The sequence below is a fragment of the Pseudoalteromonas shioyasakiensis genome, assembly GCF_001550135.1.
Lineage (GTDB): Bacteria > Pseudomonadota > Gammaproteobacteria > Enterobacterales > Alteromonadaceae > Pseudoalteromonas > Pseudoalteromonas shioyasakiensis.
In genome coordinates this window covers 203,919-221,211 of record NZ_LRUE01000024.1, presented here as the reverse complement: position 1 = coordinate 221,211, position 17,293 = coordinate 203,919, and the positions used below count along the sequence as shown (strand labels likewise).

The window sequence follows — 17,293 nt, the reverse complement described above, 5'->3', positions numbered from 1 at the left end:
TACTCTCCTCTTAGAAGCCCAGACTTGATAATAGATCATCGACTTCATCTTGTCCTGAGACAACATCATCGCGAGACTCTTTATCAATAATTGGCCCTTCAGGACCTGCTAGTGTGTCACTTGTTGCAGGTGCTTTTTCTATGGCCTGTTTTTCTTGTTGTTGATGACCATCTTCTTGACTGCCAAACACAGTTAAGAGATTAATTAAACTGTCTTCTACCTCTCGCACCAACTCAATAACACGGCGAATAACTTGTCCGGTTAAATCCTGATAATCCTGCGCCATCAGCACATTAGTCATCAAACCTTGGAGCTCATCGGTTTTGGTATGCGAGTTATTCATGAACTTATCTAAGCTATGACATAACGATTTAAATTCACCGAGTTCAATTTCTCGGTTCATTAAACGATCCCACGTAGGTTTGATTGCGGCAATTTCATCAGCAAGTTGTTGAGCTATTGGTAAACTTGCTTCAACCGCATCCATAGTTTTATTGGCGGCGCTTTCTGTCATTTCCATAACATAATTTAAGCGCTGCTTAGCGTCTGGGATCGCGTCGGTAGTTAAATCAGTGAGACGAGTATCTAGGTCAAAGTTTTTTAACGCTTCATGAAGCTGACGCGTCAATTTGCCGACTTCAGCAAACAACTCTGATTGTTCTTTTGATGCAGCGTCAAGAATGAGCTTATCTGCTTTTTCTTGTTCACCATTTTCAAGATACTCAACAAGTTGACGAGCTTGCTCTAAACTTATTTGAGGCGCAGCAAGTGCTGACATAAGCCTCTCCCCTTAGATTAACCTAAACGTTCAAACACTTTTTCCAATTTGGTTTTAAGTGTCGCAGCAGTGAATGGTTTAACGATATAGCCATTAACACCTGCTTGAGCAGCAGCAACAATTTGTTCTTTTTTCGCTTCAGCTGTCACCATTAATACAGGAATATGCTTAAGGCTATCATCAGCACGAATTGCACGTAACAAATCAATACCTTGCATACCAGGCATGTTCCAATCCGTTACAACAAAATCAAACTCTTGATTTTGTAGCATTGGCAATGCTGTTGAACCGTCGTCAGCTTCCTGCACATTGGTAAAACCTAAATCCCTTAATAGATTTTTAATGATACGTCTCATTGTAGAAAAATCATCAACAACAAGAATTTTCATGTTTTTATCCAAAACATCCTCCGGTGAGGTTTGAACCTTTATTTACTTACTACTAATTAATCCAGTCATTGATTTTTGCTTTGAGCTTAATCATCGCCTGACCATGTATTTGACTCACACGCGACTCGCTAACATCGAGTATGTGTCCTATTTCTTTTAAGTTCATTTCGTCGTTGTAGTACAAAGACAAAACGAGAGCATCTCTTTCTGGTAACGATTGGATAGCCGTTAATAGAGACTGGTTAAACCGCTCATTTTTAACGTTATTAAACGGTTTGTCTAGTCCTAAATCCTGACCTACTGGTGTGATGACGTCTTCATCTACACCTAAATCTTCAATACCTAATACTTTACTCGAATTTACATCATGTAGAATATGATGGTACTCATCTAGCGTAATATCAAGTTTTTCAGCGACTTCAGTATCTTTGGGCTCACGATTTAAAGTGCTTTCTAATTCGGAAATGGTTTCAGCCACAAGGCGGGCATTTCGGTGAACTGAGCGTGGCGCCCAGTCACCTCTACGAATTTCGTCTAACATCGCACCACGAATACGAATTCCAGCGAAGGTTTCGAAACTAGCACCTTTGCTAGCATCAAAGTTTTTTGACGCTTCAATTAGGCCTATCATGCCTGATTGAATTAAATCATCGAGTTGTACACTGGCAGGTAAACGAGCAATTAGATGGCACGCCACTTTTTTGACTAAAGAGGCATGTTTTTCAACAATCGCATTTAAGTTCTGTGCTGATTGATATCCCATCGCTTTATTCACCGATGTTGTCATAGTTAGCCGTTTACTAGTTTTTCAATAAAAAATTCTAAATGGCCAGACGGTTGATTAGGGATCGGCCACTTAACTGCTTTTGTTGCTAATGTTTTAAACGCCACCGCTGCTGGTGAGTTCGGGAATAATTCAACAATCACCTTTTGACGTCGCGTAGATTTACGCATGTTCTCGTCATAAGGAATGGTTGCTACCAACTCCATTGAAACATCTAAAAAACGATCCGTTACTTTTGAAAGTTTAGCAAATAATTCTTGCCCTTCACGCAAACTGCGCACCATATTGGCAACAATTTTAAATTTATATACGCCATGCTCACGGCTAAGCACTTTAATAAGTGCGTAAGCATCAGTAATTGAGGTAGGTTCATCACACACAACCACAACAACGTCTTGGGCTGCACGAGAAAAGCTTAATACCATGTCAGAAATACCTGCGGCGGTATCGACAATTAAAATATCAAACTCGGTATTTAACTCGCTAAAAGCGCGAATAAGGCCTGCATGCTCAGATGGCGTTAATTCAACCATGCTTTGTGAACCAGACGTTGCTGGTACAATTTTGATGCCCGCAGGGCCTTCAACAAGAATTTCGTCAAGCTCACACTCGCCTGACAAAACATGAGATAAATTACGTTCAACACGAAGGCCAAGCATTACGTCACAGTTTGCCAAACCTAAATCGGCATCTAATACTAATACACGATTTCCTTGCTGACCTAATGCGATTGCGGTATTGAGTGAAACGTTGGTTTTACCCACTCCACCTTTACCGCCAGTAACAGCGATAACTTTAACGCCACTATTATTATTTTGATTCATTTTGCGCAGGCCGCTTGCTTGATCTAATACTGTGTTAATCATACATCCCTACTGTGTTCGACGCTACTGCTTGACGTCTTGAATGTTGTGCTTTTGCTCGTTTTAAATACAATTGTTCAGCTTTTTTCACTAGTTTTTCAGCATTCGCTACGCGAATATCCTCAGGAACGCGCTGACCGTTAGTAAGATACCCTATTGGCAGGCGATTTTGAATCGCTATGCTAATAATCTCACCTAAACTTAAAGATTCATCCAATTTAGTGAAGATACAGCCACTTAGGTGAACCTTTTTAAAGTGTCTTACGGTTTCTTGCAACACATTTATCTGTGCTGTAGCACTTAATACTAAATAACTACGAATATCAACACGCTGATTACGCATTAGGGTATTTAACTGCTCAGTTAAACGTAAATCACGTTGGCTCATACCCGCTGTGTCTATTAATACTAGACGCTTATTACGTAAATGGTATAACACTTCAGCTAATTCATTCGCATCTTTTACCTGCTTAACACCACAGCCAATAATACGACCATAAGTAGCCAATTGTTCGTAGGCACCAATTCTGTAGGTATCAGTGGTGATCAACGCCACTTTATCAGCACCATATTTTTGTGCACCCAGTGCAGCTAATTTTGCAACTGTGGTTGTTTTACCAACGCCTGTTGGACCCACTAATGCGAATACACCGCCTTGACGCAGGATTTCGTTATTCGTTGTATGCATTTGGTTTTCAACCATTTGCAGAAGTGCTTGCCACGCTTGTTGACGTGATACGTCGTCAGGAATGAAACACGCCATTTGCTCAGCAACATCACGTTCAATGCCCATACCTGCTAAGCGGTCAATCATACATGCACGAGTCGGATCGCGGCGCGCCATATCTTGTTGCATTAGGCCTGATACTTGGTGTTCAAGTAATTGACGAATCGCATTCATTTCTTCGCGCATGGTCGTCATTTCTGATTGATTCGCAGGTGCTGAGTTTTTGTGCTCGGCTGGTGAATCTAAATCATCAAAACCAGAATCTAAGTCGTCATCAAAACCTAAGCTATGTGCTTGAGTTTGTACACGAGGTGCTGCTTGCTGTTGATAACGAGGAGCTTGCTTATATTCAGGCTGTTGCTGCTCAAAGCTTGGCTCTTTTGGTTGATAGTGTTCACTCGTATCAATACCAGATTGACTAAACATTGACGCAAGCTCTGGCGAACGAGGGCGTGGGGCTTGACGCTCAAGTAACGCTTGTAGGCTATCAGCAACTTTCGCTTGCGGCTCAGGTTTAGCACGCATTGGCTCAGGTTTAACAAAGTTATGCTGTGGAGCAGGTGCTGATTGTGCCACGGCTGGTTTAGCTTCGGCTTTCGGGGCTGCTTTGTCGTAATCAACAGCTGCAACGATTTCAACGCCGTTAGCAAGCTTTTTGTTCGACATAATAACCGCATCAACACCTAGTTCATCTTTCACTTCTTTCAGTGCTGTGCGCATATCTTTAGCAAAAAAACGTTTAATTTTCATGGTTCAACCCCTTTACTATCCTATTGTTGGCCTACTGAGCTGACAATCTTAATCTGTCTTTCGTCTGGTACCTCTTGGTAAGACATCACCCTTAAACCTGGGATGGTGTACTTAACGAAGCGAGATAACACAGTTCTTAACATTCCTGACGTTAACAGTATCGAAGGTTCACCGGCCATTTCTTGGTTTTGATGCGCTTCATTCAATGATTGTTGAAGTCGCTCTGCAAGGCTTGGCTCTATTCCGGCACCTTCGTCACCTGCATTCTGAAGTGACTGATGCAACATCTGTTCCAACTCAGGCGCCAAGGTTATGACAGGGATCTCAGAAGACATACCAACAGCGTCTTGAACGATTAGTCTGCGAAGTGAAATTCGCACTGCAGCCGTTAGTACATCTGGGTCTTGGCTACGTGGGCCATACTCAACAAGGGTTTGAACAATCGAGCGCATATCGCGAATTGCCACCCCTTCATTGAGTAAGTTTTGTAGCACTTTTACGATAGTAGTGAGTGGTAATACGTCAGGAACCAGTCCCTCAACAAGACGTGGATGACTCTTCGCTAACATATCTAGTAAGTTTTGTACTTCTTCATGACCAAGTAGTAAAGCAGCACTGTTAGTAAGTAACTGGCTGATATGAGTTGCAACCACAGTTGCTGAATCAACGACGGTATAGCCAAGTGATTGTGCTTCATCTTTTTGATCAGGTTTGATCCAAACCGCATCTAATCCAAATGCAGGGTCTTTTGTGGCAACCCCTTTGATTGGACCAAATACTTGGCCTGGATTAATCGCTAACTCATCACCATGCTTAAGCTCACCCTCACCGCTTGAAACACCCATCATAGTAATTCTGTAAGCGTTAGGGTCGAGCTCTAAGTTATCGCGAATATGCACAGGAGGTACCAAGAAACCAAGCTCCTGAGACAATTTCTTACGCACACCTTTGATACGATTTAACAGTTCACCACCTTGAGATTGGTCAACAAGTGGAATCAATCGATACCCCACTTCTAAGCCAATAACATCAACTTGCTGAACGTCATCCCAACCCAGTTCTTTTTGTTCTTGTTTATTGGCAACGCCTGTACCTGGTGCACCACCATTTGCCTCTTGCTCTGCTTTTTCGGCTTCTGCTTTGGCTTTTTGTTGCTGTGTGAAATAAGCAAGGTAACCGAGTAATGCACCTAAGCTTAAAAATGCGATGTGCGGCATACCCGGCACAATACCCATGATAATCAAGATACCTGATGCGATATAAAGTGATTTTTCGTTACCTAGCTGTGTCTTAACTTGATCGCCCATATTGTGCGATTCATTTTGACGGGTAACAACGATTGCGGTACCGATAGACAGTAATAGTGAAGGTAGCTGTGCAACTAGACCATCACCAATGGTTAGCAAGGTGTACACTTCCATCGCACGGCTGAACGATAAATCATGTTGGATCATACCAACAAATAAACCACCAACGATATTAATCACGAGAATAACGATACCCGCTATCGCATCGCCTTTTACGAACTTACTTGCACCATCCATTGAACCATAGAAATCAGCTTCGCGGGTGACTTCTTCACGACGTTCACGAGCTTGCTCTGCACTGATGAAACCGGCGTTTAAGTCAGCATCAATCGCCATTTGTTTACCTGGCATTGCGTCAAGAGTAAAGCGAGCTGATACTTCAGAAATACGGCCAGCACCTTTGGTGATAACCACAAAGTTAATAATGATTAAAATCAGGAAGACCACTAAACCAACTGCATAGTTACCGCCGATAACCACCGAGCCAAAGGCCTCGATAACTTTACCGGCTGCATCTCCACCATTATGACCTTCTAGCAATACCACACGGGTACTGGCGACATTCAGTGCTAAGCGCATGATGGTTGCAATTAGTAGAACCGCAGGGAACATACCAAATTCAAGTGGTTTCATGGTGTAAACAGTAACTAGTAACACCACCAGTGCTAACGCGATATTAAACGAAAATAGAATATCTAAAAGAAATGGCGGCAGGGGTAAAATCACCATGCCCAGCGCAGCAAGTACCATTAACGGCGTGCCGATACCCTTCGCATATTCTTTTTTATCTCTGTTAAGTTGTTGTAATACCGCTTTAAATTCCATAATTCAACAATTTCAAAAAATTGACACTACATGGAATTTGCAATAACTATTCCAAGTTATAAATTTATACCAATTCGCTTAATAAAGTGAGCAATTTTGAGGCAATAAAACCTCGTTGATAGCAAGGCAAAAATTTCGTTATTTAGTTGTTCTAAATCAGAAATTTTTAACGCAGATAGCGACAGGTTTAATCCCTCAAAATGATTATAGTATTATTGCGGATTGGTATTACTAATATTTGTAAGCATCGGGTATTGGGAGCTTTTTATTGAGTGGTACAGGACGTTTACCGCGCCCTTTTTGGAAGCGTTTTAACTGGAAAACATAAGCTAGAACTTGCGCAACGGCAGTGAATAGCTGATCGGGTATTTGATGGCCAACATCGGTGGTGTGATACAGCGCACGTGTAAGCATTGGTGATTCAACAATTGGCACGTCATTACCCTTGCCTACTTTACGAATTTGCATAGCAAGCTCGTCCACGCCTTTGGCAAGAACAATAGGCGCACCCGCTTTAGCTGTATCGTATTTTAGTGCTACAGCATAATGGGTCGGATTGGTTACGATCACATCGGCATCAGGCACGTCTTGCATCATACGCCTTTGCGACATTTCACGCTGAGTACGGCGAATACGCGCTTTTATTTGCGGATCACCCTCAGAGTTTTTGTATTCGTCTTTCACCTCTTGTAGGGTCATTTTTAACTGTTTATGGTGCTTATGACTCTGATAAGGGGCATCAATTGCAGCAATGAGTATTAAAGTACAGGTTAAGCCTAAGAACATCCAAGAGAGGATTTCGAGTGCATGGATAAAATTTCCGGGCGCGCTTTCAATGCTTAGATGCAGTATTTCATCAAAGAAAGTATTAATTAAGAACACCGCAAAACCTGCAACCACTACAAATTTTAAAATAGACTTAACTAACTCTACTCCTGCTTGAGGGCCAAGCATACGCTTAATACCTTTAGCCGGCGACATCTTACTAGCCTTTGGTGCTGCCGCTTGCCAACTAAAGTTATAGCCCCCCAGTAAAGTGTTTCCAACAAAAGCGGCTATCACGATGATCAACACAAACATAGCCATAGGGAATAACAACGCATCCGCAACAATTCCCCACACTGAAAACATTTTAGTGGTGTCGTAGGTTTCATTACGATTAAGGCTTAATAAGCGCCCCATCACATTATAAAGACCTTTGCCAATTTCAGGCCCATAAAGTAATAGTGACACTGCCGAGAAGATAAGCACAAACATGGTGCCTAGCTCTTTAGAACGGGCAACCTGGCCTTTTTTCTTGGCGTCGTCTATTTTCTTCCCGGTGGGTTCTTCGGTTTTTTCTTGACCAGAATCTTCAGCCATGGCGTGCTCCTAAGGTGTACAACCAACAAGGCTGCACATTAACTCAACCATTTTTAACCACTGAAACTCAAATTGAGTCATGAAGTTACCTAGCGTTGCCCAAATAATCACGAGCCCAGCTACTAAGGTAAACGGAAAACCAATCGAAAAAATATTTAACTGTGGTGCCGCACGAGTCATTACACCAAACGACATGTTAATAACCAGCATAGCTGTCAGTGGTGCTAAAGCAAGCACCAAGGCTGTAGTAAACATCCAGCCGCCCCAAGTAACGATATCCCAGTAATGATCAACCGCCCACCAATTGCCATCAATTGGTAGCACTTCAAAGCTATGAATGACCATTTGAATCATCATTAAATGACCATTGAAAACAAAAAATAGTAAGGTAGCCAGAATCAAATAAAACTGACCAACTGCAGGAACGTTTAAGCCATTTGACGGGTCAACAACGGATGCAAAACCAAGACCTGTTTGCATCGCGAGTATTTGCCCTGCAAGGACAAATGTATTGAGTAGTAAGGTTGATGCAAAGCCTATGGCCACACCAATAAGCATTTGTTGAATGACCACGAGAATCATTTCAAGGGAGAATAGGTTATTAAAAGTCGCAGGGGGCAGCATAGGCACAGCAACAAAGGTTACCACAATCGCTAAACCTAGCTTGATTCGGGTTGGTACGTTTCTCGCGCCAAGGCCTGCCATGATCATAATCATTGAGCTAATACGCACTAATGGCAGCAAAAAGTCGCTGAGCCATTGAATAATGACCGCAAATGGAAATTCCATTTAGCCTGCTATCTCCGGTATAGACATCACTAAACGGGTAAAATAGTCCATAAGCTCTTGCGTGAACCAATGGCCACCGACAATAAGAGCGCTTATGGTAATTAGCAAACGAGGTAAAAAGCTTAAGGTTTGCTCATTGATTGATGTTGCCGCTTGGAAAACAGCCACTACAAGACCAACTAATAAGCCAGGTACTACGATTGCAGACACTAACTTTATAACTAAAAATAGCGCGTCACTGAGTATATCGACAAAAATTTCTGGTTCCATTTTGTCTCTCCTACCTAATTATGTGTCTTGAATTGCATTGTTACACCCCGAGCCCAAAGCTCTTCGCCAGCGTGCCCATCACAAGGCTCCAACCATCTACTAATACAAACAGCATAATCTTAAACGGCAAAGATACAATCATCGGCGAAAGCATCATCATACCCATGGCCATTAATACGGAGGCCACTACTAAATCAACTATCAAAAAGGGAATGAAAAACATAAAACCAATAATAAAGGCCGTTTGCAATTCGCTGGTAACAAATGCGGGGATCAATACAATCAATGGCGTGTCTTCTGGCGAGTCTAATTGCTCATAACCCGCTATTTTCGCAAAGGTCTCTAAATCTTTTATACGAACTTGCGAGAGCATAAACGCTTTCATTGGCTCTTTGGCAAGTTCTAATGCTTGCACTGAGGTAACTTGTTCATTCAAGTATGGCTCAATAGCGCGCTCATTCACTTGCTGATAAATTGGCGCCATAATAAAAATACTTAAAAACAGCGACATACCTAACAAAATTTGATTCGATGGCGTTTGTTGTAAGCCTATTGCTTGGCGTAATATCGCCAGAACCACAATAATCCGTGTAAATGAAGTCATCATAATGACCGCTGCTGGAATAAAACTCAGCGCCGTCATAATCGCTAACACTTGTAGCGTCACGGAGTAATCTTGAGAGCCATCAGGGTTGGTGGTAATGGTCAGTGCTTCTATGCCTTCAGCGTTAACCGACGGCAAAAACAACACACTTGCTAAAATAAGTATCCACTTGATCATAGCGTTAATTCTTTTTATTTGAAGGTGATTGTGGGTTCAGCAACTTACCAAATTTTTTGGCAAGTTCTGGCAGTTCTTTTTCTTGTAATGGTGTTTCTAGTTTATGCAGGTAGTTAATACTATGCGGGGTCACACCAATTAAGTGCTGAGCGTTATCGATTTCAATGACCATCAAGCGCTCACGAGAGCCCAAAGGCAAACTGCGCACTACTTTAAATTCATCACTATTAGCAAGATTTGGATTTAGTTTTTTAACCAAAAAAGCCAAAGCAATAATAACCACCAGCACTAAAAGCAAAGACATCACCATAGACAGTAAATCTGCCGTCGGTGATGCCGAAGGAAATGCAGTGCTCGACGCACTTGTTAAAGCAACTAAAGCATTCATCGTAACTTTTTAATACGCTCAACTTGGCTGATAACGTCAGTTAAACGAATACCGAACTTATCGTTTACGACAACCACCTCACCATGCGCAATCAGGGTGCCATTAACCAATACATCAAGTGGCTCACCAGCGACTCGGTCTAGTTCTACCACTGAACCTTGGTTAAGCTGTAATAAGTTACGAATGTTGATTTTTGAACGACCCACTTCCATCGAAATAGTAACTGGAATGTCCAAGATGGTATCAAGTTTACGTTTTTCGTCGCCAGACAGCTCATGTCTTTCATCTTTTAACTCATCAAGCTCCGCTACAGCAGCATCGCCTGAGCCACCCTCAGCTTCTTCAGCTTCGGCTAGTGCCGCAGCCCATTCGTCCATTGTATCTTGATCATCACTCATTATGTTTAACCTTATAAATCGACTACCAGTCTAAATCTACACCTTCAGATAGATGTAGATCTTCTTCTAGTTCTGCTAATTCTGCATCTGAATCCAGTTTTTTGCCACCTTTTGTGAACACATGTAGTTCTGACTTAACTGATTCAGGGCGTTTAATTTTTTCGCTAATTTGTAGTGCCACATTGTCACGAGAGCGGCCCATTTTCGCTCTGAAGGTCGGCAATTCTTCTACAAATACGGTGATATGTTCTGGCATTTCAACAGGGATAATATCGCCAGCTTTAAGCTCCATAATCTGTTGTAGCGTTAGATCAACCTCAAGCAATTGAGTCGATAAATCGACCTCAACATCCATGATCTCATCACGTAATGCTTTACTCCAACGTAAGTCAGTGTCTTCGGTGTCTGATTGCACACCGGCATCGAGTAATTCACGGATTGGCTCAAGCATCGAATAAGGTAATGCAATATGGAAATCACCGCCACCACCATCTAGCTCAATATGGAAAGAGCTAATAACAACCACTTCAGTTGGACTTACGATGTTAGCCATCGCTGGGTTAACTTCTGAGTCAAGGTACTCAAAAGACACATCCATTACCGGCGCCCATGCTTCTTTATAATCTTCGAAGATGATTTTAAGCAGCATTTGAACAATACGGCGTTCTGTTGGGGTAAATTCACGGCCTTCTATTTTTGCATGATAGCGGCCATCACCACCAAAAAAGTTATCCACTAAAATGAATACTAATCGGGCTTCCATGGTAATTAGGCCGGTGCCCTTCAACGGACGAAAACGTACCATGTTCAAACTAGTTGGCACGAATAAGGTATGAATATATTCGCCAAATTTAATCATTTGTACGCCGTTAATCGACACCTCAGCGGTGCGGCGCATCATGTTAAATAGGCTAATTCGCATATGACGGGCAAAACGTTCATTCACGATCTCCAAGGTCGGCATACGACCCCGAACAATACGATCTTGTGATGAAAAGTCATACTGTAAGGTATTACTGTCTAAGTCATCACCTTCGTGAATATCTTCCTCTTCGACTTCATCAACGCCATGTAAGAGCGCATCAATTTCGTCTTGAGATAATAAATCGCTCACGCTGACCCCTTATTGCATCACAAAGCCGGTAAATAATACCCGCTCTATCACTTTGCTACCTTCAACATCACTTAATGCTGATTGTACTTTTTCAAGTGCAGCAACACGTACTGACTCTTTACCTTCACTGGTACCTAATTCATCTGCGGTCGTTGTTGAAAGAACGCCAAGTAAGGTACTTTCGATAAGTGGAATATGCTTTTTGGCAGTTTCTTCGTTCACTTCACCGCGAACAAGTAGCTGAACTTTTATTTGTACAATACGGTCGCGACTAGCACCGGGTACATTAAATACAAATGGGCGTGGCATTGCGACATACAGTGCCGAACCAATCTGTGCAGAGCTAGATGGTGCAGCCGCCTCTGTCACTGTGGTTTCATCTGCTAGGCTTTCTTCAGGGGCATCATCGCCCATAAATAAAAAGTAACCCGCAGCAGCACCAGCAATCAACACTACAGCAGCAATGATGATAATCAGCTTCTTTTTGCCTTTACCCGTATCTTCTATTTCTAAATTTGCTTCTTCGGCCATTGTCACTTCCCTCAAAGTTACAGCAAGCTGTTTATCGCGCTGTAACTATTTTATTTCTTATAATAGCAGGACTTATGCATAGTAATCTATTGATGATGAAGATTGTTGTCGAGAAGTTTCTGTGCTTTGTGCTGTTACTTCTTGCTGCTGCTCCTCAGCTTGTTGATTTCCAGCAAGCTGCCCTTGCCCAGACTGCTCTTGTTGTTGCTCAGGGTTACCCTGCTGAATACTACTTTCACCAAGCTCAATACCCTGCTGTGCAAGCATTTCTCGTAAGCGTGGCATTGATTGCTCTAAAGCTTCTTTAGCCTGCTGATTTTGAACAACAAAATTAATTTGAGCTTGCTCCGCATCGCTACGTATACGAATTTGCATACTGCCCATTTCTGGCGGATCTAAGCGAATTTCAGCTTCTTTATTATTAATATTTAGTAACGCGCTAACTCGCTCTTGAAGCATCTTTGCAGCATCACTTTTTATGATATTAATCGCTTGCATTACACCAGGGTCAACATTCACCGATTTAGATTGAGTCTGAGTTTGAGCAGTTGTTTGTGTATGCATTGTTTGTACTTCTAGTGCTTGCTCATATTGCTGATGAGCCATCTCATAGGCACCTGGTTGTGTTGTTGCATTTGCTTGAGTCGTTAGCTGGGTAAATAATTGAGCTACACGCACAGTAACAGTTTCCTGTGTACGTTCTGTATTAATTTTTGTATCAAGCTCTGTGGTTACTTCTTCACTAGCAACTACTTTTGTCACATCGGCTGTAATTTGCGCGGTATTATTTTGTTTCGCTTTATTATTTTCAACATTAACTGTTGCTGCGGTTACTGGCATCGCAGTACTGGCTGTTGCAGGGGCATTTATAGCCTCTGTCAGCACAGTTTGAGCTGCAGCTAATTTTTCGTACTGAGCAGTGCCCGGCGTTAACGTTTGCAGCTGAGTGTTCACTTTGTTTAACAATGCTTGCTGCTCATCCTTAGTCAGCGCCGTGATTTGCTTTTCTACACCTGTAGGTAATTTGTTATCGAGAGCCTTATTGTCAGCTAATTTAGCATCTTGTTTTGCCTGGCTTTCTTCAGCAATGTCTTGCTCTACAGCAAGTTGTGATACAGGACTCTGTGCAGTTTGCGTTGTAGGCTTACTACTGTTCACATCAGTCAATAGCGACTTGATTGTTGCCACCTCATCAGCACCGAGCTTATTATCAGCTTTAAGTTGATTTATTTGTTGCTCAAGTTGCTTTTGTTGATCAGAGGTTAGCGATACACCTTTAGCGAACTCACTTACAGCCTGTCCATCGCCACTTTGTACTTTGGCCAGCAAGCTAACGATTGACTTATCTGTTACTGGTTTATCTAAAACTGGTTTTTCTGTTACGGCTTGATCAATTTTGGCAGCTGCGTCAGCTGGTTTATCTGCCACTTTTGCCGTGCCAGCTTCAATGTTTTTAGCAATGCTTTGCTCAGCACTGAAATTTGCTGCTGTTTTGTCAGTGTAGCTTTGTGTTTGTTTTGAATTAACTTCAGCTGTTTTTGTATCTACTTGAGCATCGCTATTTAAATCTGCAACCACCTTATTTAAAACAGTTTTACTTGCCTCATTTACGCCAAGTTCTTTGCCATCAGATGTTTTTGTAGCGCCTGAATTCACAGCCTGTTTCTGAGCGCTATTTAACAGAGCGTCTACATCAACGGTGGTCTCTTTACTGTCAGTTGTTTGTGTTGCACTGGCAAAGTTAGCTACCTGAGGTTTTGTATCCGGCGTATTAACAGCTGAAACACCCTGCTTTTCTTTGTCTGTTAATGGACCATCAACAATCGGAGTCACGCTATCTTTTGGTGGTAAATCGCCAATCGCTTTTAGCTGGCTATCTACCGCTGTCGCAACTTTAGACTTATGTAATAAGCTTGCTATTGAATTGTCGCCTTCAGCGTCGGCTTTTGAATCATCGGTTTGTGCAACGTCTGTCATCGGTGAAGGTATAACAGGTGTAATGGTATCGATTGGGGTTGGTTTTTTATCAACAACTACAGGACTAAAATCATTATTTTCAATCAATTTATTAACACGCGTACTCATAGCTTGAGCCGCATTAATTTGCGAAAGCAGTGAGTTTTCTTCATCTTCTACAAGAGCAAGTTCATCGCTTTGCTCTTTAGTTACAGCTTCATTACGAATATCTGGACTTGTTTTAGATTGCTGCTGTGTAGACGTGGTAGCAGTTGCAACTTTAGCATCAGCAGTTGTGTTTTCGTCGCCTAATTTGGCATCTGATTTAGACTCTTCAGAAATACTGACAGCTTTAGTTTCATCAACAGAATGAGTATCTGCATCACTTTTTGTTTGAGGGGTGGTATTTGCTTGCGCGTTTGCCGCTTCACTTGCTTCTGTAAGTGAAGTTAAAAAACTTAAGCCCGATGCTTTGTCGCTAGACTCTGAGTCTTTGCCTGAAAAACCAGTACCTTGCTCAGTTTTAACCTGCAAATTGATATCACTGATCGCCATAATTCACCTAAAACTAAAGAGGCAATTTGCCGCCGCAAGTGCCAAAATTAATGCTACTGGTTAGGTAAATGCAATTAACATGCCTAAAAAAGATAGTATTTTAGAGAAGTGCGTTTTTAAGTTGACGTTGATAAAACTGATTTGAAGCGAATTCATCCAGCATTTTTTGCTCCGCTTTAGCCACTTGCATTGCTTGTTTTTCAGCTTGCTTTTCGATTAATTTCGCTACTGCTTTTGCTTTCACTTGTTGTTTTAACCACAATGCTTTGCGCTGCGTAACAACTTGTTTTGCAGTATTTACTGTGCTGGCTTGCTGGCGTATTGCTTCTTCAATTTTTGCGATAAAGGCATGATATTGACTAAACCCAGCACTAGACAAACCAGAGCGACCTTTCAAATGCAGCTGCTGAGAATACTCCATGCGAAAGTTATTCAGCCCTTGCAGTTTTTGTTGATTGCTTTGTAAGTGCTGCTGGGCTTTTAAATAATCCATGCGTAAAGATTCTTCTTTATCACTCTCAAGCTTTAACAATAAATCAAGTTTACTTTGAGCCATTAACCTTGTCCTAATAACTGCGCAAGACCTTGCAGACCATCATCATAACTGATCACATCTTTCATGCCTTGCTGAAGGAATTGATTCACACGTGGCATCATATTAATTGCTTGGTCAAGCATAGGGTCGGTGCCTTTTTGGTACGCACCTAGTGTGATCATATCTTTGTTCTGTTGGTACATTGAATACACTTGTTTTAGCACTCGAGCTTGTTGCATATGCGCTTCAGATACAACTTGTGGCATAACACGAGAAATCGATTTTTCGATATCAATAGCCGGATAATGACCACTGTCAGCTAAATCTCGAGATAAAACAATGTGGCCATCTAATATAGCGCGAGCAGAGTCAGCAATTGGATCTTGCATATCATCCCCTTCACTAAGCACAGTGAAAAACGCGGTGATTGAACCTTGCCCTTCACCACCATTACCGGCACGTTCCACCAGCGCAGGCAGTTTAGCAAATACTGAAGGCGGATACCCCTTAGTCGCAGGAGGCTCGCCAACTGCTAGGGCAATTTCACGTTGCGCCATGGCATAACGGGTAACGGAGTCAAGTAATAACAATACGTTAAGACCTTGATCGCGAAAGTATTCCGCAATGGTCACTGCACTTTCACAGCCTTTTAAACGCATTAATGGTGAAGCATCCGCAGGAGCTGCAACCACCACTGAGCGCTTACGCCCTTCAACACCTAAAATTTCTTCAATGAACTCTTTTACCTCACGACCACGTTCACCCACAAGACCTACCACAATTACATCTGCTTCAGAGCCGCGAGTCATCATACCCAGTAACACTGATTTACCGACACCAGAGCCTGCAAACAGACCCATACGCTGGCCTTGACCTACGGTAATAACGGAGTTGATGGCTCGAACACCTACATCCATAGGCTGACTAATTGGTCGTCTTGCAAGAGGGTTAATTGAGTTTTGCGCAAACTTTAAGTGATGCTCAGCATTAATGGCACCTAAGCCATCAAGTGGCCGACCAAGGCCATCCACTACACGGCCAAGTAAACTCATGCCGACAGGCAACCCAGTTTCATTTAGCTTTGGGATAACTCGTGCACCAGGCAGTACGCCAGAGATGTGATCATTTGGCATCAAGTAAAGTGTTTGGTCATTAAAACCAACGACTTCAGCATCAACAAAGCCGTTAATGGTTTCAATTTTACATTGACTGCCAACAGGTGCTCTAAGCCCTTTTGCTTCTAGCGTTAAACCAACGACACGCGTCAGAATACCGGCAACAGCTGGTTTTGGGGCCTTGATATTTTTTTCATAGCGCTGTAAGCGTTCGCTTAGAGTCATTGATTGAACACTCATAATGAGCCTAAAAAGTATTAGATACCACTGCTATGCAAAAAGTTTTCCAACGTTTCTTTGACGCGGGTTTTTATTGTCATGTCGAGGGATGATTGCGGGGTTTTAATTTCGCAGCCACCACGTTCTAAAGTCGGCTCTGCAACTAACTGCCAGTGGTTATCTGCGATAGTTTGTTCGCCATAACTTTCGGTAATTAAAGCAATATCATCAGGATGTAAGTGAATACGTACTTTCGCTTGTTCTTCACCTAACGCATCAATAGCTTGCTTCAAAGCATGTAAAATGACTTCTGGTGAGGTTTTAATTTCTTGGTAAACTAAAACTTCAGTTAACATTACAGCTAACTGCACTAACTGCTTTTCGGCACTTTCATCGACTTTACATAATGGTTGAGAAAGGCTATCAAGTAAGCTTCTTAAGTTGGTCAGCTGCTCTTCTAAAATTGGCTTTATTTCTTCTTGGCCTTGCTCCTTACCAAGCTCAACACCTTCTTTAAAGCCAGCTTCTTTTCCCTCATGTGCGCCTTTTTCAAAACCATCTATATAGCCTTGCTCATGGCCTTGCTTTAATCCTTCTTCGTAGGCATCTTGACGGATTTTTTCAAGCTCAGCCATTGTTAGCGACGGAATTTCAGGCTCTTCTGGCTGCTCTTCGGCCTGCTGCTTTTGCTGCTCTTTACGATATAAGTCAGCTAAAGGCGTGCCATATGCCGTTGAACGTCCGGCGAGTTTTGTTGTATCTTGCGTCACTTCAGGAATTGGCCAGTTTTCCAATAATTCATCGGCAGCCTCACTGGCATGCACTGGGCGTCCTGTATGAAATGAAGACTTACTCAT

The 17,293-nt window shown here is 42.3% G+C and carries 18 protein-coding genes; all 18 read right to left on the bottom strand.

Going from position 1 to position 17,293, the window contains the following annotated elements; genetic code table 11:
- Positions 1-10 precede the first annotated feature (10 nt).
- The 18 genes from PASHI_RS19930 to fliH all read right to left on the bottom strand — a co-directional run bounded on the left by PASHI_RS19930 (position 11) and on the right by fliH (position 17,293).
- Entirely contained in the window at positions 11-778 is a 768-nt protein-coding gene (locus PASHI_RS19930; RefSeq protein WP_054562173.1) for a protein phosphatase CheZ, read from the bottom strand.
- Positions 779-795: 17 nt separating this feature from the next.
- On the bottom strand, positions 796-1,179 hold the full coding sequence (cheY, locus tag PASHI_RS19925) for a chemotaxis response regulator CheY (protein ID WP_016708035.1): 384 nt from the start codon (positions 1,177-1,179) through the stop codon (positions 796-798).
- Between the two features lie 40 nt (positions 1,180-1,219).
- Positions 1,220-1,930 (bottom strand): RNA polymerase sigma factor FliA, encoded by a 711-nt coding sequence (locus PASHI_RS19920; protein WP_054562345.1) that lies wholly within the window; start codon positions 1,928-1,930, stop codon positions 1,220-1,222.
- 26 nt (positions 1,931-1,956) lie between these two features.
- Positions 1,957-2,817: a MinD/ParA family ATP-binding protein gene (locus PASHI_RS19915; protein WP_054553259.1), complete on the bottom strand. Its 861-nt coding sequence runs from the start codon at positions 2,815-2,817 to the stop codon at positions 1,957-1,959.
- Positions 2,810-4,291 carry a flagellar biosynthesis GTPase FlhF gene (flhF, locus tag PASHI_RS19910; RefSeq protein ID WP_055020706.1) on the bottom strand — a complete coding sequence of 494 codons (1,482 nt, stop codon included), beginning with the start codon at positions 4,289-4,291 and terminating at the stop codon, positions 2,810-2,812. Before flhF ends, PASHI_RS19915 begins: the two co-directional genes overlap by 8 nt.
- Positions 4,292-4,311: 20 nt before the next feature.
- On the bottom strand, positions 4,312-6,423 hold the full coding sequence (gene flhA / locus PASHI_RS19905; protein ID WP_054562175.1) for a flagellar biosynthesis protein FlhA: 2,112 nt from the start codon (positions 6,421-6,423) through the stop codon (positions 4,312-4,314).
- Positions 6,424-6,654: 231 nt separating this feature from the next.
- On the bottom strand, positions 6,655-7,785 hold the full coding sequence (gene flhB / locus PASHI_RS19900) for a flagellar biosynthesis protein FlhB (protein WP_062566810.1): 1,131 nt from the start codon (positions 7,783-7,785) through the stop codon (positions 6,655-6,657).
- Positions 7,786-7,794: 9 nt separating this feature from the next.
- The gene (fliR, locus tag PASHI_RS19895; RefSeq protein ID WP_062566809.1) at positions 7,795-8,574 is read right to left on the bottom strand and encodes a flagellar biosynthetic protein FliR; all 780 of its coding nucleotides are present in this window, start codon (positions 8,572-8,574) and stop codon (positions 7,795-7,797) included.
- Positions 8,575-8,844: a flagellar biosynthesis protein FliQ gene (gene fliQ / locus PASHI_RS19890; protein WP_058586388.1), complete on the bottom strand. Its 270-nt coding sequence runs from the start codon at positions 8,842-8,844 to the stop codon at positions 8,575-8,577.
- A gap of 40 nt (positions 8,845-8,884) precedes the next feature.
- On the bottom strand, positions 8,885-9,625 hold the full coding sequence (gene fliP / locus PASHI_RS19885) for a flagellar type III secretion system pore protein FliP (protein ID WP_054553265.1): 741 nt from the start codon (positions 9,623-9,625) through the stop codon (positions 8,885-8,887).
- Between the two features lie 4 nt (positions 9,626-9,629).
- Positions 9,630-10,013 carry a flagellar biosynthetic protein FliO gene (fliO, locus tag PASHI_RS19880; protein ID WP_062566808.1) on the bottom strand — a complete coding sequence of 128 codons (384 nt, stop codon included), beginning with the start codon at positions 10,011-10,013 and terminating at the stop codon, positions 9,630-9,632.
- Positions 10,010-10,411 carry a flagellar motor switch protein FliN gene (gene fliN / locus PASHI_RS19875; protein ID WP_054553267.1) on the bottom strand — a complete coding sequence of 134 codons (402 nt, stop codon included), beginning with the start codon at positions 10,409-10,411 and terminating at the stop codon, positions 10,010-10,012. The genes fliO and fliN overlap by 4 nt, the downstream gene beginning before the upstream one ends.
- Positions 10,412-10,433: 22 nt before the next feature.
- Positions 10,434-11,525 (bottom strand): flagellar motor switch protein FliM, encoded by a 1,092-nt coding sequence (gene fliM / locus PASHI_RS19870; protein WP_054553268.1) that lies wholly within the window; start codon positions 11,523-11,525, stop codon positions 10,434-10,436.
- A gap of 9 nt (positions 11,526-11,534) precedes the next feature.
- On the bottom strand, positions 11,535-12,056 hold the full coding sequence (gene fliL / locus PASHI_RS19865) for a flagellar basal body-associated protein FliL (RefSeq protein WP_054562177.1): 522 nt from the start codon (positions 12,054-12,056) through the stop codon (positions 11,535-11,537).
- Between the two features lie 72 nt (positions 12,057-12,128).
- On the bottom strand, positions 12,129-14,567 hold the full coding sequence (locus PASHI_RS19860) for a flagellar hook-length control protein FliK (RefSeq protein WP_062566807.1): 2,439 nt from the start codon (positions 14,565-14,567) through the stop codon (positions 12,129-12,131).
- A gap of 100 nt (positions 14,568-14,667) precedes the next feature.
- Positions 14,668-15,123 (bottom strand): flagellar export protein FliJ, encoded by a 456-nt coding sequence (gene fliJ / locus PASHI_RS19855; protein WP_062566806.1) that lies wholly within the window; start codon positions 15,121-15,123, stop codon positions 14,668-14,670.
- Positions 15,123-16,457, bottom strand: coding sequence for a flagellar protein export ATPase FliI (fliI, locus tag PASHI_RS19850; RefSeq protein WP_062566805.1), 1,335 nt, complete (start codon positions 16,455-16,457; stop codon positions 15,123-15,125). Before fliI ends, fliJ begins: the two co-directional genes overlap by 1 nt.
- 17 nt (positions 16,458-16,474) lie before the next feature.
- Positions 16,475-17,293, bottom strand: a complete 819-nt coding sequence (gene fliH / locus PASHI_RS19845) for a flagellar assembly protein FliH (RefSeq protein ID WP_062566804.1) — start codon at positions 17,291-17,293, stop codon at positions 16,475-16,477.